Annotated in this window: 31 protein-coding genes; 13 read left to right on the forward strand and 18 right to left on the reverse strand. The window is 66.3% G+C overall.

What is annotated here, in order from left to right; translation table 11 throughout:
• Genes A6F68_RS04995 through leuC form a run of 7 tightly spaced genes read right to left on the reverse strand, consistent with a single transcriptional unit; the run spans window position 1 to window position 4,544 of the window.
• Window positions 1-324, reverse strand: coding sequence for a DUF1476 domain-containing protein (locus A6F68_RS04995; RefSeq protein WP_067677021.1), 324 nt, complete (start codon window positions 322-324; stop codon window positions 1-3).
• Window positions 325-339: 15 nt separating this feature from the next.
• A complete protein-coding gene (locus A6F68_RS05000) occupies window positions 340-813 on the reverse strand; it encodes a cytochrome c (protein ID WP_067677023.1) in 474 nt (157 codons plus the stop codon).
• A gap of 10 nt (window positions 814-823) precedes the next feature.
• The gene (locus A6F68_RS05005; RefSeq protein WP_067677025.1) at window positions 824-1,822 is read right to left on the reverse strand and encodes an NADPH:quinone oxidoreductase family protein; all 999 of its coding nucleotides are present in this window, start codon (window positions 1,820-1,822) and stop codon (window positions 824-826) included.
• Window positions 1,819-2,421: a 3-isopropylmalate dehydratase small subunit gene (gene leuD / locus A6F68_RS05010; protein WP_067677028.1), complete on the reverse strand. Its 603-nt coding sequence runs from the start codon at window positions 2,419-2,421 to the stop codon at window positions 1,819-1,821. Before leuD ends, A6F68_RS05005 begins: the two co-directional genes overlap by 4 nt.
• The gene (locus A6F68_RS05015) at window positions 2,421-2,579 is read right to left on the reverse strand and encodes an isopropylmalate isomerase (RefSeq protein ID WP_067677030.1); all 159 of its coding nucleotides are present in this window, start codon (window positions 2,577-2,579) and stop codon (window positions 2,421-2,423) included. The genes leuD and A6F68_RS05015 overlap by 1 nt, the downstream gene beginning before the upstream one ends.
• 40 nt (window positions 2,580-2,619) lie before the next feature.
• A complete protein-coding gene (locus tag A6F68_RS05020; protein ID WP_232308241.1) occupies window positions 2,620-3,198 on the reverse strand; it encodes a DNA-deoxyinosine glycosylase in 579 nt (192 codons plus the stop codon).
• Window positions 3,111-4,544: a 3-isopropylmalate dehydratase large subunit gene (gene leuC, locus A6F68_RS05025; RefSeq protein WP_067677031.1), complete on the reverse strand. Its 1,434-nt coding sequence runs from the start codon at window positions 4,542-4,544 to the stop codon at window positions 3,111-3,113. Before leuC ends, A6F68_RS05020 begins: the two co-directional genes overlap by 88 nt.
• A gap of 117 nt (window positions 4,545-4,661) precedes the next feature.
• Here leuC and A6F68_RS05030 point away from each other — a divergent pair, with 117 nt between their 5' ends.
• From A6F68_RS05030 to A6F68_RS05045, 4 genes are read left to right on the forward strand one after another with little or no spacing between them, the layout of a single operon-like run.
• Window positions 4,662-5,063 carry an acyl-CoA thioesterase gene (locus A6F68_RS05030; protein WP_067677034.1) on the forward strand — a complete coding sequence of 134 codons (402 nt, stop codon included), beginning with the start codon at window positions 4,662-4,664 and terminating at the stop codon, window positions 5,061-5,063.
• Window positions 5,064-5,079: 16 nt separating this feature from the next.
• Window positions 5,080-5,598 (forward strand): sterol desaturase family protein, encoded by a 519-nt coding sequence (locus A6F68_RS05035; RefSeq protein ID WP_067677036.1) that lies wholly within the window; start codon window positions 5,080-5,082, stop codon window positions 5,596-5,598.
• 50 nt (window positions 5,599-5,648) lie between these two features.
• Window positions 5,649-6,275, forward strand: coding sequence for a hypothetical protein (locus A6F68_RS05040; RefSeq protein WP_067677038.1), 627 nt, complete (start codon window positions 5,649-5,651; stop codon window positions 6,273-6,275).
• Window positions 6,276-6,277: 2 nt separating this feature from the next.
• Window positions 6,278-6,589 carry a helix-turn-helix domain-containing protein gene (locus A6F68_RS05045; protein WP_067677040.1) on the forward strand — a complete coding sequence of 104 codons (312 nt, stop codon included), beginning with the start codon at window positions 6,278-6,280 and terminating at the stop codon, window positions 6,587-6,589.
• Here A6F68_RS05045 and A6F68_RS05050 read toward each other — a convergent pair.
• From A6F68_RS05050 to A6F68_RS05090, 10 genes are read right to left on the reverse strand one after another with little or no spacing between them, the layout of a single operon-like run.
• Window positions 6,586-6,993 (reverse strand): SufE family protein, encoded by a 408-nt coding sequence (locus A6F68_RS05050; protein ID WP_067677041.1) that lies wholly within the window; start codon window positions 6,991-6,993, stop codon window positions 6,586-6,588. The genes A6F68_RS05045 and A6F68_RS05050 overlap by 4 nt on opposite strands.
• Window positions 6,994-7,019: 26 nt before the next feature.
• On the reverse strand, window positions 7,020-7,196 hold the full coding sequence (locus A6F68_RS15160; protein ID WP_198152682.1) for a hypothetical protein: 177 nt from the start codon (window positions 7,194-7,196) through the stop codon (window positions 7,020-7,022).
• Window positions 7,193-7,441 (reverse strand): hypothetical protein, encoded by a 249-nt coding sequence (locus A6F68_RS05055; RefSeq protein ID WP_067682096.1) that lies wholly within the window; start codon window positions 7,439-7,441, stop codon window positions 7,193-7,195. Before A6F68_RS05055 ends, A6F68_RS15160 begins: the two co-directional genes overlap by 4 nt.
• A 32-nt stretch (window positions 7,442-7,473) precedes the next feature.
• Entirely contained in the window at window positions 7,474-7,749 is a 276-nt protein-coding gene (locus tag A6F68_RS05060) for a hypothetical protein (RefSeq protein ID WP_067677043.1), read from the reverse strand.
• Window positions 7,746-8,075 carry a hypothetical protein gene (locus A6F68_RS05065; protein WP_067677045.1) on the reverse strand — a complete coding sequence of 110 codons (330 nt, stop codon included), beginning with the start codon at window positions 8,073-8,075 and terminating at the stop codon, window positions 7,746-7,748. The genes A6F68_RS05060 and A6F68_RS05065 overlap by 4 nt, the downstream gene beginning before the upstream one ends.
• Window positions 8,075-8,389, reverse strand: coding sequence for a hypothetical protein (locus tag A6F68_RS05070; RefSeq protein WP_067677047.1), 315 nt, complete (start codon window positions 8,387-8,389; stop codon window positions 8,075-8,077). Before A6F68_RS05070 ends, A6F68_RS05065 begins: the two co-directional genes overlap by 1 nt.
• 27 nt (window positions 8,390-8,416) lie before the next feature.
• On the reverse strand, window positions 8,417-8,794 hold the full coding sequence (pspC, locus tag A6F68_RS05075; RefSeq protein WP_067677048.1) for an envelope stress response membrane protein PspC: 378 nt from the start codon (window positions 8,792-8,794) through the stop codon (window positions 8,417-8,419).
• Complete coding sequence (pspB, locus tag A6F68_RS05080; protein WP_067682103.1) at window positions 8,791-9,069, reverse strand: envelope stress response membrane protein PspB; 279 nt, start codon at window positions 9,067-9,069, stop codon at window positions 8,791-8,793. Before pspB ends, pspC begins: the two co-directional genes overlap by 4 nt.
• A 27-nt stretch (window positions 9,070-9,096) precedes the next feature.
• Complete coding sequence (gene pspA / locus A6F68_RS05085) at window positions 9,097-10,023, reverse strand: phage shock protein PspA (protein WP_335673625.1); 927 nt, start codon at window positions 10,021-10,023, stop codon at window positions 9,097-9,099.
• Complete coding sequence (locus tag A6F68_RS05090) at window positions 10,020-10,202, reverse strand: hypothetical protein (protein WP_067677050.1); 183 nt, start codon at window positions 10,200-10,202, stop codon at window positions 10,020-10,022. Before A6F68_RS05090 ends, pspA begins: the two co-directional genes overlap by 4 nt.
• 110 nt (window positions 10,203-10,312) lie before the next feature.
• On the opposite strand from A6F68_RS05090, the gene pspF reads away from it, so the two are divergent.
• The 7 genes from pspF to rbfA all read left to right on the forward strand — a co-directional run bounded on the left by pspF (window position 10,313) and on the right by rbfA (window position 18,512).
• Entirely contained in the window at window positions 10,313-11,332 is a 1,020-nt protein-coding gene (pspF, locus tag A6F68_RS05095) for a phage shock protein operon transcriptional activator (protein ID WP_067677052.1), read from the forward strand.
• Window positions 11,333-11,432: 100 nt separating this feature from the next.
• A complete protein-coding gene (locus tag A6F68_RS05100) occupies window positions 11,433-12,179 on the forward strand; it encodes a hypothetical protein (RefSeq protein ID WP_067677054.1) in 747 nt (248 codons plus the stop codon).
• A gap of 284 nt (window positions 12,180-12,463) precedes the next feature.
• Window positions 12,464-13,033 carry a ribosome maturation protein RimP gene (gene rimP, locus A6F68_RS05105; RefSeq protein WP_067677056.1) on the forward strand — a complete coding sequence of 190 codons (570 nt, stop codon included), beginning with the start codon at window positions 12,464-12,466 and terminating at the stop codon, window positions 13,031-13,033.
• Between the two features lie 6 nt (window positions 13,034-13,039).
• The gene (gene nusA, locus A6F68_RS05110; RefSeq protein WP_067677058.1) at window positions 13,040-14,680 is read left to right on the forward strand and encodes a transcription termination factor NusA; all 1,641 of its coding nucleotides are present in this window, start codon (window positions 13,040-13,042) and stop codon (window positions 14,678-14,680) included.
• Window positions 14,661-15,380: a DUF448 domain-containing protein gene (locus A6F68_RS05115; RefSeq protein WP_067677060.1), complete on the forward strand. Its 720-nt coding sequence runs from the start codon at window positions 14,661-14,663 to the stop codon at window positions 15,378-15,380. The genes nusA and A6F68_RS05115 overlap by 20 nt, the downstream gene beginning before the upstream one ends.
• A gap of 22 nt (window positions 15,381-15,402) precedes the next feature.
• On the forward strand, window positions 15,403-17,913 hold the full coding sequence (gene infB / locus A6F68_RS05120; protein WP_067677062.1) for a translation initiation factor IF-2: 2,511 nt from the start codon (window positions 15,403-15,405) through the stop codon (window positions 17,911-17,913).
• A 200-nt stretch (window positions 17,914-18,113) separates the two neighbouring features.
• The gene (gene rbfA / locus A6F68_RS05125; protein ID WP_067677064.1) at window positions 18,114-18,512 is read left to right on the forward strand and encodes a 30S ribosome-binding factor RbfA; all 399 of its coding nucleotides are present in this window, start codon (window positions 18,114-18,116) and stop codon (window positions 18,510-18,512) included.
• Between the two features lie 6 nt (window positions 18,513-18,518).
• Here rbfA and A6F68_RS05130 read toward each other — a convergent pair whose 3' ends face one another.
• A complete protein-coding gene (locus A6F68_RS05130) occupies window positions 18,519-20,126 on the reverse strand; it encodes an AbgT family transporter (protein WP_067677066.1) in 1,608 nt (535 codons plus the stop codon).
• Between the two features lie 139 nt (window positions 20,127-20,265).
• Between A6F68_RS05130 and A6F68_RS05135 the strand changes: the two genes are divergently transcribed.
• Window positions 20,266-20,847, forward strand: coding sequence for a thymidine kinase (locus A6F68_RS05135; protein WP_067677068.1), 582 nt, complete (start codon window positions 20,266-20,268; stop codon window positions 20,845-20,847).
• A gap of 8 nt (window positions 20,848-20,855) precedes the next feature.
• Complete coding sequence (locus A6F68_RS05140; protein ID WP_067677070.1) at window positions 20,856-21,539, forward strand: site-2 protease family protein; 684 nt, start codon at window positions 20,856-20,858, stop codon at window positions 21,537-21,539.
• The last annotated feature ends 14 nt before the right edge of the window (window positions 21,540-21,553 follow it).

Below are 21,553 nucleotides of genomic sequence, written 5' to 3' on the forward strand. Positions count from 1 at the left end.
TCAGCTTTCGCTCATCAGCTGGCGGCGCGCCTCGACCGACTTCTCCTCGAGGGCGGCACGCACCGCGGCCTCGTCGATCTCGCATCCAGCCTGGGTGAGGTCGCCCAGAACCTTGCGGATGACGTCCTCGTCGCCCGCTTCCTCGAAATCGGCCTGGACCACTGCCTTGGCATAGGCGTCGGTTTCTTCGGGTGTGAGGCCCATCTTCTCCGCGGCCCAGTGGCCCAGAAGCCGGTTGCGCCTGGCAGCGACGCGGAACGCGGTGTCTTCGTCCATCGCGAACTTGGCTTCCTCGGCGCGCTCGCGATCCCTGAAATCGGTCATGGAAATCCTGCCTGTCTATTTGAGCTGGTACGTATCGTGGCACGCTTTGCACGCTGCCTTCGTGCTGGCAAGGGCGGCCGCGACAGCCGCCTCGTCGTTGGCATCGATGGCCGAGAGCAAAGCCCCGGTTGCATCGCGATACTCCGCCATGCGGGCTGCGAATCCGGCGCTATCGCTCCAGATCGCCGGACTCGCCTCGGTCCCGGCCACTTTCGAGGTTTTCTGGTCGAAGAGGGCGGGCAGCGAAGTCGCGAAATGCGCGAGGCCCATGGCCGCCATGCGATACGACTTGGGCGGGGCCTTGCGCTCGAGGCCACTGCCGATCGCCCCGATCGCGGCAACCGACATCGCCATGCCTCCCTGCCGAGCCTCGACGAGCAGCGCAGGATCGTCGGGCTTGAGCGACTTGGCCGGGTGGACATGCGCATGACCTGCCGCAGCCAGGGCACAAGCGGTCGCTGCGCCCAGCAGAATGGTTCTTGCCTTCATCGCGTTGTCCTCAATCCATGGTGACGACGAGCTTGCCGACTGCCTCACGCGCTTCGAGCTTGGCAATCGCCTCGCCCCCGCGTTCGAGCGGGAATGTCTCCGAGATCAGCGGGTCGATCTTGCCCGCGGCCATCAGGTCGAACAGCTCGTCGGCCTGCGCGCGAAACTTCTCGGGTTCGCGCGCGGTGAAGGCGCCCCAGAACACGCCGCAGATGTCGCAGCTCTTCAGCAGGGTCAGGTTTAGCGGCATCTTCGGAATGCCGGCGGGAAAGCCGACCACCAGGAAGCGCCCTTCCCACGCGATCGCGCGCAGGGCCGGTTCGGAATACTGCCCGCCGACGATGTCGTAGACGATATTCGCTCCATCGGGCCCGCAGGCTGCCTTGAACTTGTTCGCCAGCTCCTTCGACGCGTCCTTGTCCATCGCATCGCGCGGGTAGATCACGACCTCGTCGGCCCCGGCCTGGCGCGCAACTTCGCCCTTGGCCTCGCTCGAGACCGCAGCGATGACCTTCGCGCCGAACGCCTTGCCGAGCTCGACGGCCGACAGGCCCACACCGCCCGCAGCGCCGAGCACCAGCATCACGTCGCCGGGCTTGATATGGCCGCGGTCCTTGAGGCCGTGGATGGTCGTGCCGTAGGTCATCATCAAGGACGCCGCTTTTTCGAAAGGCACGCCGTCGGGCACCTTGAACATCCGTCCCGCGGCCACGCAGACCTTTTCGGCCAGCCCGCCATTGCCGATCCCCGCGAGCACGCGGTCGCCGACCTGCCAGCCCTCGACGCCCTCGCCGAGCGCCTCGATCACCCCGGCAATCTCGCCCCCGGGAGAGAAGGGCCGCTCGGGCTTGAACTGGTAGAGATCGCGTACGATCAGCCCGTCGGGGTAGTTGATGGCGCAGGCCTTCACATCGACGAGCACCTGCCCTTTCCCGGGGGTCGGTACCTCCACCTCATCGAGGGTAAGGGTCTCGGGTCCACCGACCGTGTGCGAACGCAAGGCCTTCATGCAGCTTTCTCCGTTCCATGTGCGAACCAGGGCATCTGTGTCGCCTGGCGCGTCTCGTATTCTCCAATCGCCGCATCGCGCGCGAGTGTCAGGCCGACTTCGTCGAGCCCTTCGAGCAGGCAATGCTTGCGGAACGGGTCGATCTCGAACGCGAAGCGATCCTGGAAAGGCGTGGTCACGACCTGGCTCTCGAGGTCGATTGCGATCGGATCGGTCCGTGCAACCTCCAACAGCCTGTCGACCTGGTCCTGCGGCAGCGCGACGGTGAGGACGCCGTTCTTGAACGCATTGCTGGCGAAGATGTCGGAAAAGCTCGGCGCGATCACCGCGCGTATGCCCATGTCGAGCAGGGCCCAGGCGGCATGCTCGCGGCTCGAACCGCAGCCGAAATTGTCGCCCGCGATCAGGATCGGCGCGCCGGCGAACTCGGGGTCGTCGAAGACGCTGTCCCCTTTCGCGCGCACCGTCTCGAAAGCACCCCGGCCGAGGCCCTCGCGGGTGATCGTCTTGAGCCAGTGCGCCGGGATGATCACGTCGGTATCGACGTTCTTCGCGCCGAACGGGATCGCCCGGCCTTCGACTTCGCGCAGCGGCTCCATCAGTCGGTTTCCGGGGGCTCGCCCGAAGGTGCTTGCGGTGGCGCCGGAGGTTTCTTCTCTTCCTTGCGCTTGTTCGCATAGAGCAGCGCGGCGGCGATGGCGGCGGACCCGATCGCAGCGCCTGCGGCGATCGCCTTGCCAGTGAGTTTCTTGGTCATGGGCCTATCCATGCGGCGCTGCGCGGGGCCACGCAAGGGGTCAGATCAGGAAATCGGCTAGCCGCGCCCAAAGCCGCTCTTTGTCGGCTAGGGGCATCGCCGCGAAGGCAGGCGATGATGAAGGAAGGTCGATCAGCGCGAGGTCCCTGCCGGCAAGTTGCGGCCGCCCGATTGCGCTCGCCTTGCGGCCGTTGAAGGCGACCGCGCGAAGATCCGGCAGCCCCGCTGCAAGATCGGCCAGCGGCGCATGGCTGGCTTCGCGAATGGCCGCATCCAGGCTGCCTTCGCGACGCGCGGAGGCGACCGTGTCCCACAAGGCAATACCGGCGGACTTCAGCGCATCGAGTCGCTCCTCGTACGCAAGGTGGGAGACGTCGCTGCCGATGACGTGGCCGACGAGGTGCCAGAAGCGGTTTTGCGGATGGGCGTAATACCGTCCGGCGGCGAGGGACGCGTCGCCCGGCAGGCTGCCAAGGATCAGGACACGTGCGTCGCCGGCGGCGACGGGCGCGAAGGCGGTCTTGCGGACGCTCAGCTCGCCAGCTCGCGCACGTCGGTGAGCCTGCCTGTCACCGCCGCCGCGGCGGCCATCGCGGGGCTGACGAGATGGGTGCGCGATCCGGGACCCTGACGGCCAACGAAGTTGCGGTTGCTGGTCGAGGCGCAGCGTTCGCCCGGCGGAACCTTGTCGGGGTTCATGCCCAGGCAGGCCGAACAACCCGGCTCGCGCCATTCGAGCCCGGCTTCGATGAACACGCGGTCGAGTCCCTCGGCCTCGGCCTGGGCCTTCACCAGGCCCGAACCGGGAACGACGATCGCCCACTTGACGCCATCGGCCTTGTGGCGCCCGCGGAGGACTTCGGCGGCGGCCCGCAAGTCCTCGATGCGGCTGTTGGTGCAGCTGCCGATGAACACGTTCTCGATTGCCACGTCGACCATCCGCTGGCCGGGCTCGAGTCCCATGTAATCGAGGCTGCGCCGCGCGGCATCCTGCTTGGACGGGTCTGCAAAGCTGTCCGGTGCGGGCACGCGGCCACCGATCGGCACGACATCCTCGGGGCTGGTGCCCCAGCTGACGGTCGGCTCGACCGCCGACGCATCGATGACGACGGACTTGTCGAATGCCGCGCCGGGATCGGTCGCCAGCGAGCGCCACCACTCGACGGCGCGGTCCCAGTCCTGCCCCTCGGGCGCCAGAGGCCGACCCTTGAGATAGGCGAAAGTGATGTCGTCGGGTGCAATGAGACCGGCGCGCGCACCCGCCTCGATGCTCATATTGCACACGGTTAGCCGGCCCTCGACGCTCATCGCCTCGAACACCGGCCCCCGGTACTCGATCACGTGGCCCGTTCCGCCCGCGGTCCCGACGACGCCGATGATGTGGAGGATCAAATCCTTGGGCGTAACGCCGGGGCCGAGCTGGCCATCGACCCGCACTTCCATCGTCCGCGACTTGCGCAGCAGCAGCGTCTGCGTGGCGAGGACGTGTTCGACCTCGCTCGTCCCGATGCCGAAGGCGAGCGCGCCGATGCCGCCGTGCGCGGCGGTGTGGCTGTCGCCGCAGACGATCGTCGCGCCGGGGAGCGAAAACCCCTGTTCCGGCCCGACCACGTGGACGATGCCCTGCGCGGCGTCGGTCGCGCCGATGTAACGGATGCCGAAGGCCGGGGCGTTCGCTTCGAGCGCGGCAAGCTGCGCGGCGCTTTCCGGGTCGGCGATGGGAAGACGCTTACCGGCGCTATCGAGCCGGGGCGTCGTCGGCAGGTTGTGGTCGGGGACGGCAAGGGTCAGGTCGGGCCGACGCACGGGGCGGCCGGCGACGCGCAGCGCCTCGAACGCCTGCGGGCTCGTCACTTCGTGGACGAGGTGCCGGTCGATGTAGATGAGCGCGGTACCGTCGTCGCGGGTTTCGACGACGTGCGCGTCCCAGATCTTTTCGTAGAGCGTGCGGGGTCGGCTGGCCATGCGAACGGGCTATGCGCCCCGTCGCGGTCCGGACAAGATGGGAAAACTTGGCCGCTCCCAAGACCCCCGGTGCGATTGGTCATGGAAAAGCAATGCATTCGTGCTTAACTGACAAGCATGTCAGCAGCAGCGCCGTTCCATTTCCCGATTCGCATCGTTCCCGGGGACATCGATTTCATGGGGCACGTGAATAACGCGCGCTATCTCGGCTGGGTGCAGGACGCGGTCCTGGCGCACTGGCAGAAGCTCGCCCCGGCCGAAGCCGTCGCGGAGCGGCTGTGGGTCGCACTGAAGCATGAGATCACCTACCGGCGGCCGGCATTCCTCGAAGACGACGTGATCGCCAGCACGGTTCTCGAAAAGATCCATGGCGCGCGGGCGTTCTATCGCACGGTCATCCAGCGCGGCGAGGAGGTTCTCGCGGAAGTCAGTTCCAGCTGGTGCTGCGTCGATGCCGGAACTCTGCGCCCCGCGCGCATCACCGAGGAAATCGCGCGGTTCTTTTTCCCCGGCGACTGACCTATACTCGCCACCGATGGACTGGCTGCTTCCGACCCTGATCGTTGTGCTCACCGTGCTGGCGATGGAATTCGTCGCGTGGTCGAGCCACAAGTATGTGATGCACGGGTTCGGCTGGGCGTGGCATCGCGACCATCACGAACCGCACGACGGCTTCCTCGAGAAGAACGACCTGTATGCCCTCGTGGGCGCAGCCATGAGCATCTCGATGTTCGCGATCGGCAGCCCGATGATCATGGGCGTGGACGCCTGGTGGCCGGGCACCTGGATCGGTCTCGGCGTGCTGGCCTACGGGATCATCTACACCCTGGTACATGACGGACTGGTCCATCAGCGCTGGTTCCGCTGGGTGCCCAAGCGCGGCTATGCCAAGCGGCTGGTGCAGGCTCACAAGCTGCACCACGCGACGATCGGCAAGGAAGGCGGGGTGAGCTTCGGGTTCGTCTTCGCGCGTGACCCTGCCAAGCTCAAGGCCGAGCTGAAGCGCCAGCGCGAGGCGGGCATCGCGGTCGTACGCGAGAGCGTGGGAGCCTAGGCGCGCAAACGACTGGACTCGCCGCTCGCGATCGGGAAGAAATCCGACCGATGGGTCGCGACCTGACGGACTTTCCTGCCGCCGAAGCATCGGACGAACCGCGTCTGACGCGGAAAGACCTCGTCCGGATGGAACTTATCGTACCACCTGAAGAAGCGGCGGGGCTGGCGACGACATTCTACCGGGTTCGCTGTGACGAGCCGCACATCCGGGACGTGCAGCCTTCGTCGATCGGCATCCTGATATTGCTCGGCAAGGGCTCGGGCACCCTACGGTTCCTCGACGGGCGGGTCGAACAGGGGCCGCCGTTCACCCTGGTCACGCCGACCTCGGACGCGACGGCCCTCGAAATGGACGGGCCGTGGGACGCGTTCGGCGCGATGCTGAGCCCGGTTGGCTGGGCAAGCCTTACCGGGCTGTCGGCCGAGGCGCATGGCAACAAGGTTTGCGCAGGTGCCGACATCGTTCCGCGTCCCCTGGCAGAGGCTTGCGCCGGGATCATCGAGGATTACGAGCGGCTCTCCGACGCCGACAAGGCCGCCATGCTCGCGCGCGGAATGGCTGCGGCGGCGCGTCCCCTGCCGCCCCGGCACGTCGCGTTCATTCGTATCGTTGCGGAATGGATCGCCGGGTCGCTCTCGCCATCGCTCGACGATCTCGTGGCCCGTTCCGGATAGGGGTGAGGCAGGTCCAGCGTCTGACCGAGCGTTACTTCGGGCTCGCGCCGCGAACGCTCATCCGCAAGTACCGGGCATTGCGCGCGGCGGTGCTCCTGTCGCGCCCGGATCTTTCCGACGAGGATTTCGCCGCGATCCAGGACCACTTCTACGACCAGCCGCACATGATCCGCGAGATCCGCATGTTCGCCGGCCGGACGCCCGCGCGTATTGCCAACCCGGACATGCCGTTCCTGTCGCGTTTCCTCGACCTGCGTCATTTCCGGGACGCCGGACCGCGCCTGGCCCCCATTCCCGACGACTTGCGCGCCTAGCCGGCTGCGATCCTCGCCGCGTGATCGCGTACCAGCGCGATCATGTTGGGCACGCCCTGGGTCCGGTTGCTGCTGAGCTGGTTCTTGAGGTCGAACGGGGCCAGCGCCTCCGCCACGTCCATTGCGGCGACTTCGCGCGCCGGCTTGTCCTGCACCGCGGCGATCACCAGCGCGACGATGCCCTTGGTGATCGCGGCATTGCTGTCGGCCAGGAAGTGCAGCCGCTCGGTATCGCCGGTCGGATAGACCCAGACCGCCGCCGAGCATCCGCGCACAAGGGTCGCGTCGGTCTTGAGCGCATCGGGCATGGGCTCGAGCTCACGGCCGAGCTCGATCAGGAGCCGATAGCGGTCGTCGGTATCGAGGAAATCGTATTCCTCGGCGATGTCTTGAAGGCTGCGCATTTCGCGCGCCTCTAGCGGAAGGGGGCTCAGCCCGACAAGCCGCCCGGGCGGGTGAAGGCGTAGTAGATCACGTAGAACCAGCCAAAGAACCCTTGGATGGCGGCCCACAGGATCGACTTGTGCAGCGACCACGAGATCGCGACGGCGATTGCGCTCCCGAGACCTATTCCCGCCTGCGCGGCGTTGTTGGCGGCATTGCTCATGGGTCGACTCCGCTGGCGATTGCCTCTAGCTTCTTGATGCGCTCCTTGAGGTCGCTCAGCTCGATCCTCGCTGCACCGAGCGCGCTGCCGGTATCCACTTCGCGTTCGGGCGCCTTGCCCGATGTCGCGCGGTCGAGCTCATGCTCCTTCAGCGTCAGCCATCCATGCCACCCGCGCAGCATGGCGAAGGCGACGATGGAGATGGCCGTGAGCGATGCGGCGGCGGTGACGATCTGGTCGCTCATCATGGTCAGGTCCTCCCTTGAACCAATGGCCGTTACGAATGTTCGCGGTCGCGCAGCGCCTCAATCTCGTCCGCGACGCGGCGCGTCTCGAGGGCGGCGGTGGTGTTGGTTTCGGTGGTGATCCGCTCGAGCACCTTGATGCGCTCACGCAGGTCCTCGACCTCGCGACGCAGCGCGACCTTGTCTCCGTCGTCCGAGGGAGGACGGGCCAGCGTCCTGCGGCTGCCTTCGGTGTTGTAGCGAACGATGCGCATCGCGGTGAATGCGATGATCGCGACCGTCACGACGAATGCGGTCCAGAAACTCATTGCACTTTCTCCGCCCGGTCACGCAGCCGTTCGATGTCGTGAGTCAGGTGATAGCCGCTGTCCGTGACGATCCGCTCGACGGTTGCGAGGCGGTCCTTCATCGATCCGATCTCGGCGCGCAGCTGGGCGTTCTCCTGCGAAAGCAGCTTGATCCGCTCCTTCGCCTCGCTGTCGGTCTTCGGATAGACCGCCTGGCCCCAGGCGCCGTCGAGCGGATAGCCGTTCTTCACCCGCAGCCACGTGGTGGCCACCCAGCCGATGCTCATCGCGACCACGCCGACGGCGAGCATCGGTGCGAGCACTTCCAGGATCGCGAGCTTCTCCATCACACCCGCTCCTTGCGCAGGCTCTCGATCGAGACGCCGCTGTCGCTCTCGTCGACCCGGCGCTGGTCGCGCAGGGCCTCGATCTGCCTGGCGACATCGTATCCCTTGTCGGTCACGATGCGTTCGAGCACGCGGACCCGCTCTTCGAGCGCCTGCACCTGGCTGGCATACTGAGCGGCCCGTTCTGCCGTCGCGTCGGCGGTGGTGTGTACCTGCATCTCGGCGATCTTCGTCTTGTGCCGTGTCCAGATCGCGATGATCGGGATCGACAGGGCAAAGATCGGTATCAGGGCACCGATCGCACCTGCGTCCATTGGTTGAACTCCCCTTGAGCTTCGGTGTCAGCGCAGCCGTTCGATCTCGGCGTTGAGGCGCGGATTGCTGGTGACGTAATAGGTTTCCACGTCGGCCAGGCGGCGGTCTATCTCGCGGAACTTGCCGCGGATTTCGCGGGCGGTCCGCTTCGGGCTCTGGCGCACGCGCTGCCAGTACTTCGTCTCTTCCTGGTCGACGTAGAGGTGCGGCGGCTTCTTGTTGAGAAGTAATCCGGCGATGAAATACATCGGCAACAGGATCGGCGCGACGGTGATGAGCAGCAGCAGGAAGACCAGCCGGACCCACATCACGTTGACGCCTGTGTAGTCGGCGATCCCCGAGCAGACGCCCATCAGCTTGGCGTTCTGCTTGTCGCGGTAGAGCGTGGTGCGTGGGCTGTTCACTTCGAAGCTCCCTTCTTTTCGGCCAGCAGGCGGTCGAGTTCGCGCAGCGGCGCCTCGTCGATCTCGCGGTCGTGGGTAAGGCGGGCCGGCCGGAAATCGTCATGGTCGCTGGCGACCAGGCGCTCCACGGTATTCATCCGCTCGTCGAGCCGTTTGGCGAGGCCATAAAGCTCCTCGAGCAAAGCCTCGTCATCCGTGGTGATCGTGGCGGCGGTCTTCCACCGGGTGATGTAGTGCAGGATGATCCATGGCAATCCGATGAAGATCGCTATCATTCCGATCGCAAAATCGACGTCCACTGATCAGTCCTCCTTGGTGTTGTTTTCAGTGTCCATGCCCAGTGCCCGCTTCATCTCGGCGAGCTCGTCGTCGATCTGGTCCTTTCCGGCCAGCGCGGCGATCTCGTCCGCGAGCGTCGGCTTGCCGGTACCGTCGGCGATCGAAAGCGCGTCTGCGCGGCCCTCGGCATAGTCGACCCGGCGCTCGAGCTGGTCGAAGCGGGCGAGCGCCTCGTCGGTCCGCTCGTTGGTCATCAGGCTGCGCAGCTTGACGCGGTTCTCGGCGCTCTCGAGGCGGGCGGCGATCGCCGTCTGGCGGCTGCGCGCCTCGCGCAGGCGCACCTGCAGCTTCTCGATGTCCTGCTCGTAGGCGCGCAAGGCGTCGTCGAGCACCGCAATTTCCTGCTTGAGCTGCTCGGCCATGTCGGCGGCCTTCTTCTTCTCGACGAGCGCGGCACGGGCGAGGTCCTCGCGGTCCTTGCTGAGCGCAAGCTGCGCCTTCTCCGCCCAGTCGGCCTGGAGCCGCTCGAGCTTGACCGTATGCCGGTGCATCTCCTTCTGGTCGGCGATGGTCCGCGCGGCCGACGCGCGCACCTCCACCAGGGTTTCCTCCATCTCGAGGATGATCATGCGGATCATCTTCGTCGGGTCGTCCGCCTTGTCGAGCATGTCGTTGAAATTGGCCGCGATGATGTCCCGGGTGCGGCTGAAAATACCCATGAAGGCAACTCCGTAGTTGGCGATGTCGCGCTGTTCGGCGGACTGGGTGGGCGTAGGGCTGCGACGCAGGCGCTCGACTTCCTCGTCGAGCCGGGAGCTGCGCGCGAACGGGTGGGGACGGGCCGGAGCGTCGGCGGCGCGGGAGGACTGATTTCCGCGCAGGGGGGTGTCGCCGGGCTCCGGCCCTAGGGGGTCGTTACCAATGCCGTCCGAGGAGGTCGGCTTGTTCATGCCAGTTCCGTGGTGAAGACAGGACCGCTGGACGCGTAGGCCGGCGTCGCCTGGATCTGCGCGCTCAGCGCAACGAACAGCGCCATCGCGGCAACGCTCGCCATGGCGGCGAGGCCGAGAGGGGTCTGCAGAAAGCGGCGGTCGAACATGAGAAAAACCTCCCGGTGAATGATGTTCACCTCTCAGCAAGGGTCGTGCCAACCCGGATTTACGGATGGATGCAAGATTTCGACGAACGGCATGATGGTTTCCGTTGCCGAGAGTTGGGAATTTCCGCTATTTCGTGGGCATGGAACGGGAAAGCCAATTCATAGGGCAATCGGACGCCTTTCTCGATGCGGTCGATCGCGCGAGCCAGGCCGCGCCGATGGACCGCCCGGTACTCGTGATCGGAGAGCGCGGGACCGGCAAGGAACTGATCGCGGAGCGACTCCATCGCCTGTCCAACAGGTGGGAAGAGCCGCTCGTCACGATGAATTGCGCCGCGCTTCCCGAAACGCTGATCGAAGCGGAACTCTTCGGGCACGAGGCCGGTGCGTTCACGGGCGCAACCAGGGCCCGGGCGGGTCGCTTCGAGGAAGCGAACGGCGGGACGCTATTCCTCGACGAACTCGCCACGCTTTCGATGCAGGCGCAGGAACGCCTGTTGCGCGCGGTCGAATACGGCGAGGTGGCCCGGATCGGCTCTAACCGCCCGATCCGGGTGGACGTGCGGATAGTCGCGGCGACCAACGAGGATTTGCCGCGGCTCGCCGAGCAGGGCCGCTTCCGCGCGGACCTCCTCGACCGGCTGAGCTTCGAGGTGATCACCCTGCCGCCGCTGCGCGTGCGCGAGGGCGACGTCACGGTCCTAGCAGAGTTCTTCGGCCGCCGCATGGCGAGCGAGCTTCGCTGGGAGAAGTGGCCCGGTTTTGCCGACCATGTGCGCGAACAACTTCACGACTATCTCTGGCCCGGCAACGTGCGCGAGCTACGAAACGTCATCGAACGTGCGGTCTATCGCTGGGGCGATCCCGAACAGCCCATCGCACACGTGGTGTTCGATCCATTCGAAAGCCCGTGGAAGCCGGCTGCTTCGCCTGCGCCCACCGCGTCCGATCCCTCGACGACGCCATCCATTCCTACTGCCGCCGATTACGACTCTATCGAGGACCTGCGCGCCGCAGTCGACGCCCATGAACGCTCGATCGTCGAACACGCGCTCGGACGCCACCGCTGGAACCAGCGCCAGACAGCGAAAGCGCTGGGGCTCACATACGACCAGCTGAGGCACTGCATCAAGAAACACGGGCTTGCAGAGGTTGATTGACCGCAGCAAAATGAATGTTGACGCCCCGTCGTTCAGCGGCATAAGCTCCTGAAAAATAGCCTTTTGAGTGTGCTGTGATTCTGCAGCCCAGGAGGACGGGATGTCAATTGCAGTCAAGTATGGCTGGGTGAAATCGGAGCAGGCGGGTGCGCTCCCCGGTGTGGCCCGCGGCAGCGGCACGAACAACTACATTGCTGGCCGCACCAAGTCCGGCCCGCTTCCCGCCGGCGACCACAACGTGATGATCAAGGACATCGTCTTCCATGGGAAAGGCACTCTCACGGGCGGCGGCTACAAGACAGGCGCAGTGCTGAACGCCGTCTTGTCGCAGATGGGGAAGCTGGCGAATATACGCATCGTCTGCGGCATCCGGCCCGGGATGGCGATCGAGGATTTCGTTGAATCGGAGTACGGTGGCGGGATGGACCAGATCACCCGCGAGGCGACCGTCGACGACAAGGTCCATGTCCCGTATTATGTTTACGTCTTCCCATTCAATTCCAATTCCTCCCCCTTTCAGCGCGAGTTGCAACGGTTCGTCATAGGGGCGACTGGCTTTGCCCAGGGACATGTCGCTCTCAGCGAGGTGGCCGGGTATATCAAGGACGGCTTGGAGATAGGAAGTTTCGCGGCAAGCCAGGCGATCGGACTGAAGAATGCCGCACGGGACAAGAAAGGGCCGCTCTACAAGGCGGCGAATCCCAAGATCTATTCAGGGCCGCCCGAGGTCATGGTGCTGATCACCAGCATCAAGCGCACAGACATGGATCCCATCGTTACGCACAGTCACGCCCACTTTCTCCCCACACTTTCCCGGGAAATCACGCGAGCGTATACAGGCGTATAGGTGGGGCGGCGGGCATAACCCCGTCCTCACCGAATATCCTGCGCGGGCACGCATGAAGCGCCGCGAGACCACGTTGACTGCAATGACGCTGCCGGGTGCTTCGCCCGGCGATCCGGCCAGGGCGTTCGCGATGGCTCCGCGATCACACGCGAACGGAATGCCAGCTATTGCGTTTGATTGGCCACGCGCCTATCTGGCCGGTCATCCCGACATCGCGAGATTGAAGGGCTGGCGCCGCAAGGGGTCGGCACCGAACTCCTTTGCCGACCGAAACTGGAGACCGAGTGGCCGACATCGCCCGCCTGACCGAACTGATCGAACCCGAAGCGCAAGCGCTCGGGCTCGATCTCGTGCGGGTCAAGATGATGCCGTCGGAAGCCGGCGACGGCGGCGAGGCGCTGCAGGTCATGGCCGAGGACCCAGCAACGGGACAGCTGATCATCGACCAGTGTGCCGCGCTCTCGCGCCGCATCAGCGACATGATGGACGCGCGCGAGGAAGCGGGGGAGGTGCTGATCGAGGGGGCCTACCACCTCGAGGTGTCGAGCCCAGGCATCGACCGTCCGCTCACCCGCGCGAAGGATTTCGCGAACTGGGCGGGGCACGAGGCGCGGATCGTCATGGACAAGGGTTACGTTGACCAGTTTGGGGGCCAGCGCGTGCTCAAGGGCGACCTCAAGGGCATCGACGGCGAGCAGGTCACCATCACCGACCGCAAGGCGGGGGACGTGACCGTGCCGCGCGACCAGATTCATTCGGCGCAACTCGTCCTCACCGACGCGCTGATCGCCGCGACCAGACCGCTCGACACCACTGGTGCCGAGGAAGAGATACTCGAAGCAGAGGAAGAGTAAGACCCCATGGCCAGTTCGATTTCCGCCAACAAGGCAGAACTGCTCGCGATCGCCAACTCGGTCGCCTCGGAAAAGATGATCGACAAGGCGATCGTCATCGAGGCGATGGAAGAGGCGATCCAGAAGGCCGCCCGCGCACGCTACGGCAACGAGAACGACATCCGCGCGAAGCTCGATCCGATGACCGGCGACCTGCGCCTGTGGCGCGTCGTCGAAGTCGTGGAAGAGGTCGACGACTACTTCAAGCAGGTGAACCTGGAGCAGGCCGCTAAGCTGCAGGCCGACGCCAAGGTGGGTGACTACATCGTCGACCCGCTGCCCCCGGTCGACCTTGGCCGCATCGACGCGCAGAGCGCCAAGCAGGTGATCTTCCAGAAGGTCCGCGATGCCGAGCGCGAGCGCCAGTTCGAGGAATTCAAAGACCGCGCCGGCGAAGTCATCACCGGCGTCATCAAGTCGGTCGAATTCGGCCACGTCATCGTCAACCTCGGCCGTGCCGAGGGCGTGATCCGCCGCGACCAGCAGATCCCGCGCGAAGCCGCTCGCCCGGGTGAGCGCGTGCGTGCGCTCATCACCAAGGTGGAGCGCAACAACCGCGGCCCGCAGATCTTCCTGTCCCGCGCGCACCCGGACTTCATGAAGAAGCTGTTCGCGCAGGAAGTGCCTGAAATCTACGACGGCATCATCACCATCCAGGCCGCCGCGCGCGACCCGGGCAGCCGCGCCAAGATCGGCGTGATCAGCCGCGACAGCTCGATCGACCCGGTCGGCGCCTGCGTCGGCATGAAGGGCAGCCGCGTGCAGGCCGTCGTGCAGGAACTGCAGGGCGAGAAGATCGACATCATTCCGTGGAGCGAGGATACCGCGACTTTCGTCGTGAACGCGCTCCAGCCCGCCACTGTCAGCCGCGTCGTGCTCGACGAGGAGGACGGCCGGATCGAGGTCGTGGTGCCCGACGACCAGCTCAGCCTCGCGATCGGCCGCCGTGGCCAGAACGTGCGGCTCGCCAGCCAGCTCACCGGCCACCAGATCGACATCATGACTGAAGAGGAAGCCTCGGAGAAGCGCAGCCGTGAATTCGCGGAGCGCTCCAAGATGTTCGAGGAAGAGCTCGACGTCGACGAGACGCTGTCGCAGCTTCTCGTGGCCGAAGGCTTCGCCGAGCTCGAGGAAGTCGCCTACGTCGAGCTTGAAGAACTCGCCACGATCGAGGGCTTCGACGAGGAGCTTGCCGAGGAACTCCAGAGCCGCGCCAAGGAAGCGCTCGACCGGCAGGAAGCGGCCTATCGCGCCGAGCGTCAGGGCCTCGGCGTGGAAGACGCGCTGGCGGAAATCCCGCACCTCACCGAAGCGATGCTCGTCACGCTCGGCAAGGCCGGGATCAAGACGCTCGACGACCTCGCCGACCTTGCGACCGACGAACTCATCGCCAAGAAGCGCGAGGCTCCGCGCCGCCGCCAGGCGCCGACCGACGGCCCGCGCCTCCGCAGCGACCGCCCGAAGCCCGAGGACAAGGGCGGGGTGCTCGGCGAGTACGGCCTGAGCGAAGAGCAGGGCAACGAGATCATCATGGCCGCGCGTGCGCACTGGTTCGAGGACGAAGAGCCTGCAACCGAGGAGGCCGCGCATGCGGACTCCGAACAATGAGCGCCTGACGCCCGACATCGCTGATGCGCCGCGGCCCCGCAAGGCGGAGCCGGAGCGCAAGTGCATCCTCTCCGGGGACCATGGCGCGCGCGCGCAGCTCGTGCGGTTGGCGATCTCGCCCGACGGCCAGGTCCTGCCCGACATCCACGCGAAAGCACCTGGCCGCGGCGCGTGGCTGGGTGTTTCGCGGGCCGATCTCGAGGCCGCAATGGCCAAGGGTAAGCTGAAGGGCGCACTGGCGCGCGCGTTCAAGGGTGCGGCGCTGACCGTGCCCGACGACCTTGCTGACCGTATCGAGGATGGCCTTCGCAGGGCGTTGCTCGACCGGCTGGGACTCGAATTGCGCGCTGGGCACCTCATATTGGGGTCGGACCGGATCGCCGAACATGCACGCGGGGGAGCGGTCGAACTGCTGCTCCACGCGAGCGACGCGAGCGCCGACGGCAGCCGCAAGCTCGACCAGGCGTGGCGCGTGGGCAACGATATCGAAGGGTCGGGCGCTACCGGCACGACCTTGCCACTGGACCGCGCGGCTTTGTCTGTGGCAATGGGCCGCGACAACGTCGTCCACATGGCGCTGGCCGACCCGGCCGCTGCCGCGCGGGTGTCTCTCGCGCTCGGGCGCCTGATGCATTTCCTCGGCGGTGAAGAAGCCGCTCCCGAAGGCGACAGGCGCACGCCTGCCGCGCTGGACGATTGATCGAAGGACTGGACTGAGTTTTATGAGCGACACCACCGACACCCCGCGCGAACGCAAGCCGCTTGGCCTCAAGCGCTCGGTCGACGCCGGCGAGGTCAAGCAGACTTTCAGCCACGGCCGCACTAACAAGGTCGTGGTCGAGGTGAAGCAGCGTCGCAAGCTTTTGAAGCCGGGCGAAGCGCCGCCGCCGCCCCCGCCTCCGCCGCCGCCCCCTCCTCCTCCGCCGCCCGCTGCGGCTGCGCCCAAGAAGAAGGCCGCGCCTCCGAGCGAGACCCCGCAGGAGCGCGTCGCCCGCCTCCAGCGCGAGGCCGAAGAGGCGCGCCTCGCCGCGCTCGCCGAGCAGACCGAGCGCGAAGCGGCCGAACGCGCCGCTGCGCTCGAAGAAGAGAAGCGTCGCGCGGAAGCCAATCGCGAGGCAGAGGCCGAAGCCGCCAAGGCTCCGCCGCCGCCGCCGCCGCCTGCGGCCGAGCCTGAAGCGCAAGAGGCCGACGCTTCCGAAGCGACCGACCAGGGCAGTGCGACCCCGGCACCGGCCGCGCGCCGCTTCACGCCCGTAGCCCGGCCCGAAATCAAGAAGCCTGAGCCGAAGAAGAAGGAAGAAAAGCGCGGTGCGCCCAGCCCCGAACGGGGCGGGGGCGGCGACCGTCGCTCGGGCAAGCTGACCGTCACCCGCGCTCTCAACGAGGACGAAGGCCGCCGTGCCCGCAGCCTCGCAGCGCTCAAGCGGGCGCGCGAGAAGGAACGCCGTCTCCACGGTGGCCCCGCGCAGAAGCGCGAGAAGCAGGTGCGCGACGTCGTCGTGCCCGAAGCGATCACGGTGCAGGAACTTGCCAACCGCATGGCCGAGAAGGGCGCCGACCTGGTGAAGGCGCTGTTCAACATGGGCATGATGGTCACGGTCAACCAGTCGATCGACCAGGACACCGCCGAACTGCTGGTCGAGGAATTCGGCCACAACATCCAGCGCGTGTCCGAAAGCGACGTCGACATCGTTTCGGCCGAGGACCAGGACCCGGAAGACACCCTCAAGCCGCGTCCGCCGGTGGTCACGATCATGGGCCACGTCGACCACGGCAAGACGAGCCTGCTCGATGCGCTGCGTGGGACCGACGTGGTCAAGGGCGAGGCCGGAGGAATCACCCAGCACATCGGCGCCTACCAGATCCAGACGAAGGGCGGCGACAAGGTCACTTTCCTCGACACGCCCGGCCACGCCGCGTTCACCGAGATGCGCATGCGCGGCGCCAACGTCACGGACATCGTGATCCTGGTGGTCGCGGGCGACGACGGGATCATGCCGCAGACGATCGAGGCTATCAATCACACGAAGGCCGCGGGCGTGCCGATGATCGTCGCGATCACCAAGTCCGACCGCGACGAGTACAACGCGCAGAAGATCCGCGAGCGCCTGCTCGAGCACGAGGTCATCGTCGAAGGCATGTCGGGCGACGTGCAGGACGTCGAGGTGTCGGCCAAGACGAAGGCCGGGCTCGACGAACTGGTCGAGAAAATTTTGCTTCAGGCCGAACTGCTCGAGCTGAAGGCCAATCCCGACCGCGACGCCGAGGCGGTCGTGGTCGAGGCGCAGCTCGACAAGGGCCGCGGCCCGGTCGCGACGGTGCTCGTCACCCGCGGCACGCTCAAGCGCGGCGACACCTTCGTCGTCGGCACCGAGAGCGGCCGTGTGCGCGCGCTGGTCAACGACAAGGGCCAGCAGGTCAAGGAAGCTGGCCCCGCGGTGCCGGTCGAGGTCCTGGGCCTCGGCGGCGTTCCGGATGCGGGCGACCAGCTGACGGTGGTGGAGAACGAACAGCGCGCTCGCGAGGTCGCCGCGTTCCGTCAGGCCAAGGCGACCGAAAAGCGCACTGCGCTCGCTCCCACCAACTTCGACACGATGTTCTCGAATCTCAAGAGCGACGTCGTCGAATGGCCGGTGGTGGTGAAGGCCGACGTGAAGGGTTCGGCGGAGGCCATCGTCAACGCGCTGCACAACATCTCGAACGACGAGATCAAGGTGCGCGTGCTGCACGCGGGCGTCGGTGCAATTACCGAAAGCGACGTCGTGCTGGCCAATGCATCCAACGCGCCGATCATCGGCTTCGGCGTGCGCCCCAATCCCAAGGCCCGCGAACTGGTGTCGCGCGACAAGGTGCGGATGATGTATTACGACGTCATCTATCACCTGACCGACGATGTCGCGAAGGAGATGGCCGGCGTGCTCGGCCCGCTCAAGATCGAGAACGTGCTCGGCCGTGCCGAGGTCAAGCAGGTGTTCCCAGCGGGCAAGCGCGACAAGGCCGCCGGCCTGCTGGTGGTCGAGGGTGCGATCCGCAAGGGCCTGTTCGCCCGGCTCACGCGCGAGGACGTCATCGTCTCGGCAACGACCATCCAGTCGCTGCGCCGCTTCAAGGACGACGTCGACGAGGTCCGTGCAGGCCTCGAGTGCGGCGTCGTGCTGGCCGACACCAACGACATCAAGCCGGGTGACCAGCTCGAGGTGTTCGAGGTCGAGGAGCGCGAGCGGACGCTGTGATGGTATCGTCGGAAGCGATACTTTCGGCGAGGGGGATCGATGGCCAAGGGCCGCATGTCCAAGGAGCGTCCGGCTGAGCGGCCACTACGGCGGAAATCGTGGTGGTCGCGCAACTGGCGTTATGTGGACAGCGGCCTCACGGCCGGGTGCTTACCCGCAGTTGCCTTGCTCTTCCTTCTCCCCGTGATGATATTGTCCTGATGGCCCGCAACGCATCCACCCCCGAACAGCAGTCGGTTCGCGTACTCAAGGTGGGCGAGCGGGTGCGGCACATCCTCAGCGAGCTTCTCGCCCGCGGGGAGGTGCACGACGACGTGCTGACCGCGCATTCGGTTTCGGTCACCGAGGTTCGGATGACGCCCGACCTCAGGAACGCCAACGCCTACGTGAAGCCCCTGCTCGGCGAGGACGAGGCGATCGTGCTGAAGGCGCTGCGCACCAACACCGCGTTCTTCCAGCGCGAAGTCGCCAAGCGCCTGGGACTCAAGTTCGCGCCGAAGCTGCAATTCAAGCCCGACGAGAGCTTCGACGAGGCCGAGCGGATCGAACGGCTGCTCAACGACCCCAAGGTCGTCCGCGACCTCGAGGACGAGGACTAGCGCGCTCTATCCGGCGGTAGCGGGCGCGGTCGGGGCGACCGTGGCCGGGGCATCGATGAACACCCCGGCGCCCGGACCCAGCGGCAGGTCAAGCACGACCCAGCCGATCGTCATCGCGAGCCCTGCGAGCAGCAACCCGATCGAATAGGGCAGCATCGTCGCCGCCAGGCTGCCGAGGCCGAAGTCCTTCTGCCAGCGCTGGCAGAATATCAGGATCAGCGGGAAGTAGACCATCAGCGGGGTGATGATGTTGGTCGCGCCGTCGCCCACGCGATAGGCTGCGGTCGCCATTTCCGGTGAGATGCCGAGCAGCATCAGCATCGGCACCATGACGGGCGCAAGCAGCGCCCACTTCGCGCTTGCCGATCCGACGAACAGGTTGAGCAGGGCGGTGATGAGGACGATGCCGCCCAGCAGCGCCCAGGCCGGAAGCCCGCTCGACCCCAGGAACTCCGCTCCGTGTACGGCGAGGATCGTGCCGAGGTTCGACCAGGCGAACATCGCGACGAAATGCGCCGCGGCAAAGGCGAGTACGAGGTAATAGGCGAGGTCTTCCATCGACCCGGCCATCATCTTTACCAGGCCGCGATGGTCGTCGATCGTGCCCGCCGCCCTGCCGTATGCCCAGCCGGCGAGGAGGAAGAGGATGAAGAACGCCGCAACGAGGCTCTGGTAAAACGGCGTCAGCCGCGCTTCCGGGGTGGCGGTCTCGTCGATCAGCGGGGTGTCGGGTCCGAAGACGAAGAAGGCCCACAGCGCGACCACGGCAAGGCAGGCGAGCCCGGCGTTGCGCAGCCCCTTGCGCTCGTCATCGGTCAGCGCCCGATCGGTCTGTTCCTGCGTGTCTGCGCGCCCCGCCATGGCAGGGCTCCACTGGCCCAGCCTGGGCTCGATCAGCCGATCGGTGACGTACCAGATCGCAGGGAGGAACACGACGGTCATGGCGGCAATGAAGTACCAGTTGCCCGCGATGTTGGCGGTGAAATCGCCGAACACGGTCTCCACCGAAGCCTCGGTTATGCCGAACAGCAGCGCGTCGAGCTGGCCTGGCAGGAGGTTGGCGGAGAACCCGCCCGAGACCCCTGCGAACGCGGCCGCGATCCCGGCGACCGGGTGGCGTCCGGCCGCGTGGAAAATGATCCCTGCCAGCGGAATGAGCACGACGTAGGCGGCGTCAGCGGCGAGGTTGCCCATCATGCCGACGAAGGCAACGATCGGCGTCAGCAGGACAGCCGGCGCGTTGCGCACGCCCGCGCGCATCGCCGTGCCGAACAGGCCTGCGCGTTCGGCCACACCTGCGCCGAGCATCACCACGAGTACGTAGCCCAATGGGTGGAAGTGGGTGAAAGTGGCGGGCATCTCGACCCAGAGCTTGCGGATGTTGTCCGCCGACAGCAGGCTCGTCGCCTCGATCACCCGCGCGGAGCCGGTGGCTTCGTCGATTTCGGTCGGGTGAAGCGCCGACCAGCCGAGCAGGCTGCCGACGATCGAGATCGCCACCAGGCCGCCGATCAGCCAGAAGAACAGGAAAACCGGATCGGGCAGCTTGTTGCCGCTCCGCTCGATCCACCCCAGTACACCCTTCTGCGCAGGCGCCGCCACCGTATCGCTCACCGGCCTTCTCCCAACGTCGGTCCCGGAGCACGGCTAGCAAGGCGAGTGCTCCCTGTCCCGCCCGATCGCGCAGCTTCCTGTTGATGACCTGTCCGCACGCCTCGCGCCGACGATGCGGAAGCGATAGCGCACGCGGGCGATGGCCAAACTCTATTTCTACTATGCGAGCATGAACGCGGGGAAGTCGTCGACCCTGCTGCAGGCCGACTTCAACTATCGCGAGCGGGGCATGCGCACGATGCTCTGGACCGCCCAGCTCGACACCCGCAGCGAAGGCAGGGTGAAGAGCCGCATCGGGCTGGAGGCGGACGCGCATCGCTATGCGCCGGACACCGACCTGTGGACCGCCGTCACGGCTGCGCATCGTGCCGAGCCGATCGATTGCGTGCTGATCGACGAAGCGCAGTTCCTTACCAGGCAGCAGGTCTGGCAATGCGCGCGGCTGGCTGACGAGGCGGGGCTGCCGGTGGTGTGCTATGGTCTCAGGACCGATTTCCAGGGCGAACTGTTCCCCGGCTCCGCCGCGCTGCTCGGGATTGCCGACAAGCTCGTCGAACTGAAGGGCGTGTGCCACTGCGGTCGCAAGGCCACGATGAACCTGCGGGTCGACGCAAGCGGTGCCGCCGTCAAGGAAGGCGCCCAGACCGAGGTCGGCGGGAACGACCGTTACGTCGCTCTTTGTCGCAAGCACTTCAGCGAGGCGCTGGGCCACACTAGATAAGGGGCAACATGTCCGAAACGCTCCAGCTCGCGCTGCTCCTCATTCCCTGTCTGATCATTGCGATCGTGTTTCACGAGGTGGCGCACGGCTGGGCCGCGCTGGCGCTCGGCGATCCGACCGCGAAGGAGCAGCGCCGCCTGAGCCTCAATCCGATCCGCCATGTCGATCCCATCGGGACGCTGCTCGTCCCGGGTGCGCTGGCGCTGTTTGGCGGGCCGGTGTTCGGCTGGGCAAAACCGGTGCCGGTCAATTTCCGCCGGCTCGACAATCCGCGGGTCGGCATGATGCTCGTCGCGGCGGCGGGGCCGGGGATGAACCTTCTGCTGGCGACTTTGGGCGCGGTCGCGCTCGGGCTCTATGCCGGAACGCTCGTCGCGCCGCCTGCGGGCGTGAGCGAATACGTGTTCGGCGGGCTGCAGCTGTTCATCCTGATCAACGTCTTCCTCGCCCTGTTCAACCTCTTGCCGATCCCGCCGTTCGACGGCTCGCATATCGTGGAAGGCATGCTGCCGCGTTCGATGGCCGCGCAGTATGCGAAGCTGCGCAACCTCGGCATGTTGCTGTTCATCGCGCTGATCGCGGCGACCTGGGCGTTTCCGGAAGCGGGCCTGATCGAGAAGACCGTCGGCCCGCCGGTGGAATGGGTGCGCGGCCAGTTCATGGCGCTCGCGGCGGCGATCGCCGGTGCCTGACGGCCCGAATGGCT

Origin of the sequence: Tsuneonella dongtanensis, assembly GCF_001698205.1 — a bacterium.
In the GTDB taxonomy this organism is placed as follows: domain Bacteria; phylum Pseudomonadota; class Alphaproteobacteria; order Sphingomonadales; family Sphingomonadaceae; genus Tsuneonella; species Tsuneonella dongtanensis.

Excerpts from the sequence above, each read along its gene's own strand:
- A6F68_RS04995 (WP_067677021.1), bottom strand. The coding sequence starts at position 324 with ATGACCGATTTCAGGGATCGCGAGCGCGCCGAGGAAGCCAAGTTCGCG.
- A6F68_RS05000 (WP_067677023.1), bottom strand. The coding sequence starts at position 813 with ATGAAGGCAAGAACCATTCTGCTGGGCGCAGCGACCGCTTGTGCCCTG.
- A6F68_RS05005 (WP_067677025.1), bottom strand. The coding sequence starts at position 1,822 with ATGAAGGCCTTGCGTTCGCACACGGTCGGTGGACCCGAGACCCTTACC.
- leuD (WP_067677028.1), bottom strand. The coding sequence starts at position 2,421 with ATGGAGCCGCTGCGCGAAGTCGAAGGCCGGGCGATCCCGTTCGGCGCG.
- A6F68_RS05015 (WP_067677030.1), bottom strand. The coding sequence starts at position 2,579 with ATGACCAAGAAACTCACTGGCAAGGCGATCGCCGCAGGCGCTGCGATC.
- leuC (WP_067677031.1), bottom strand. The coding sequence starts at position 4,544 with ATGGCCAGCCGACCCCGCACGCTCTACGAAAAGATCTGGGACGCGCAC.
- A6F68_RS05030 (WP_067677034.1), top strand. The coding sequence starts at position 4,662 with ATGTCAGCAGCAGCGCCGTTCCATTTCCCGATTCGCATCGTTCCCGGG.
- A6F68_RS05035 (WP_067677036.1), top strand. The coding sequence starts at position 5,080 with ATGGACTGGCTGCTTCCGACCCTGATCGTTGTGCTCACCGTGCTGGCG.
- A6F68_RS05040 (WP_067677038.1), top strand. The coding sequence starts at position 5,649 with ATGGGTCGCGACCTGACGGACTTTCCTGCCGCCGAAGCATCGGACGAA.
- A6F68_RS05050 (WP_067677041.1), bottom strand. The coding sequence starts at position 6,993 with ATGCGCAGCCTTCAAGACATCGCCGAGGAATACGATTTCCTCGATACC.
- A6F68_RS15160 (WP_198152682.1), bottom strand. The coding sequence starts at position 7,196 with ATGAGCAATGCCGCCAACAACGCCGCGCAGGCGGGAATAGGTCTCGGG.
- A6F68_RS05055 (WP_067682096.1), bottom strand. The coding sequence starts at position 7,441 with ATGAGCGACCAGATCGTCACCGCCGCCGCATCGCTCACGGCCATCTCC.
- A6F68_RS05060 (WP_067677043.1), bottom strand. The coding sequence starts at position 7,749 with ATGAGTTTCTGGACCGCATTCGTCGTGACGGTCGCGATCATCGCATTC.
- A6F68_RS05065 (WP_067677045.1), bottom strand. The coding sequence starts at position 8,075 with ATGGAGAAGCTCGCGATCCTGGAAGTGCTCGCACCGATGCTCGCCGTC.
- A6F68_RS05070 (WP_067677047.1), bottom strand. The coding sequence starts at position 8,389 with ATGGACGCAGGTGCGATCGGTGCCCTGATACCGATCTTTGCCCTGTCG.
- pspB (WP_067682103.1), bottom strand. The coding sequence starts at position 9,069 with ATGATAGCGATCTTCATCGGATTGCCATGGATCATCCTGCACTACATC.
- pspA (WP_335673625.1), bottom strand. The coding sequence starts at position 10,023 with ATGAACAAGCCGACCTCCTCGGACGGCATTGGTAACGACCCCCTAGGG.
- pspF (WP_067677052.1), top strand. The coding sequence starts at position 10,313 with ATGGAACGGGAAAGCCAATTCATAGGGCAATCGGACGCCTTTCTCGAT.
- A6F68_RS05100 (WP_067677054.1), top strand. The coding sequence starts at position 11,433 with ATGTCAATTGCAGTCAAGTATGGCTGGGTGAAATCGGAGCAGGCGGGT.
- nusA (WP_067677058.1), top strand. The coding sequence starts at position 13,040 with ATGGCCAGTTCGATTTCCGCCAACAAGGCAGAACTGCTCGCGATCGCC.
- A6F68_RS05115 (WP_067677060.1), top strand. The coding sequence starts at position 14,661 with ATGCGGACTCCGAACAATGAGCGCCTGACGCCCGACATCGCTGATGCG.
- infB (WP_067677062.1), top strand. The coding sequence starts at position 15,403 with ATGAGCGACACCACCGACACCCCGCGCGAACGCAAGCCGCTTGGCCTC.
- rbfA (WP_067677064.1), top strand. The coding sequence starts at position 18,114 with ATGGCCCGCAACGCATCCACCCCCGAACAGCAGTCGGTTCGCGTACTC.
- A6F68_RS05135 (WP_067677068.1), top strand. The coding sequence starts at position 20,266 with ATGGCCAAACTCTATTTCTACTATGCGAGCATGAACGCGGGGAAGTCG.
- A6F68_RS05140 (WP_067677070.1), top strand. The coding sequence starts at position 20,856 with ATGTCCGAAACGCTCCAGCTCGCGCTGCTCCTCATTCCCTGTCTGATC.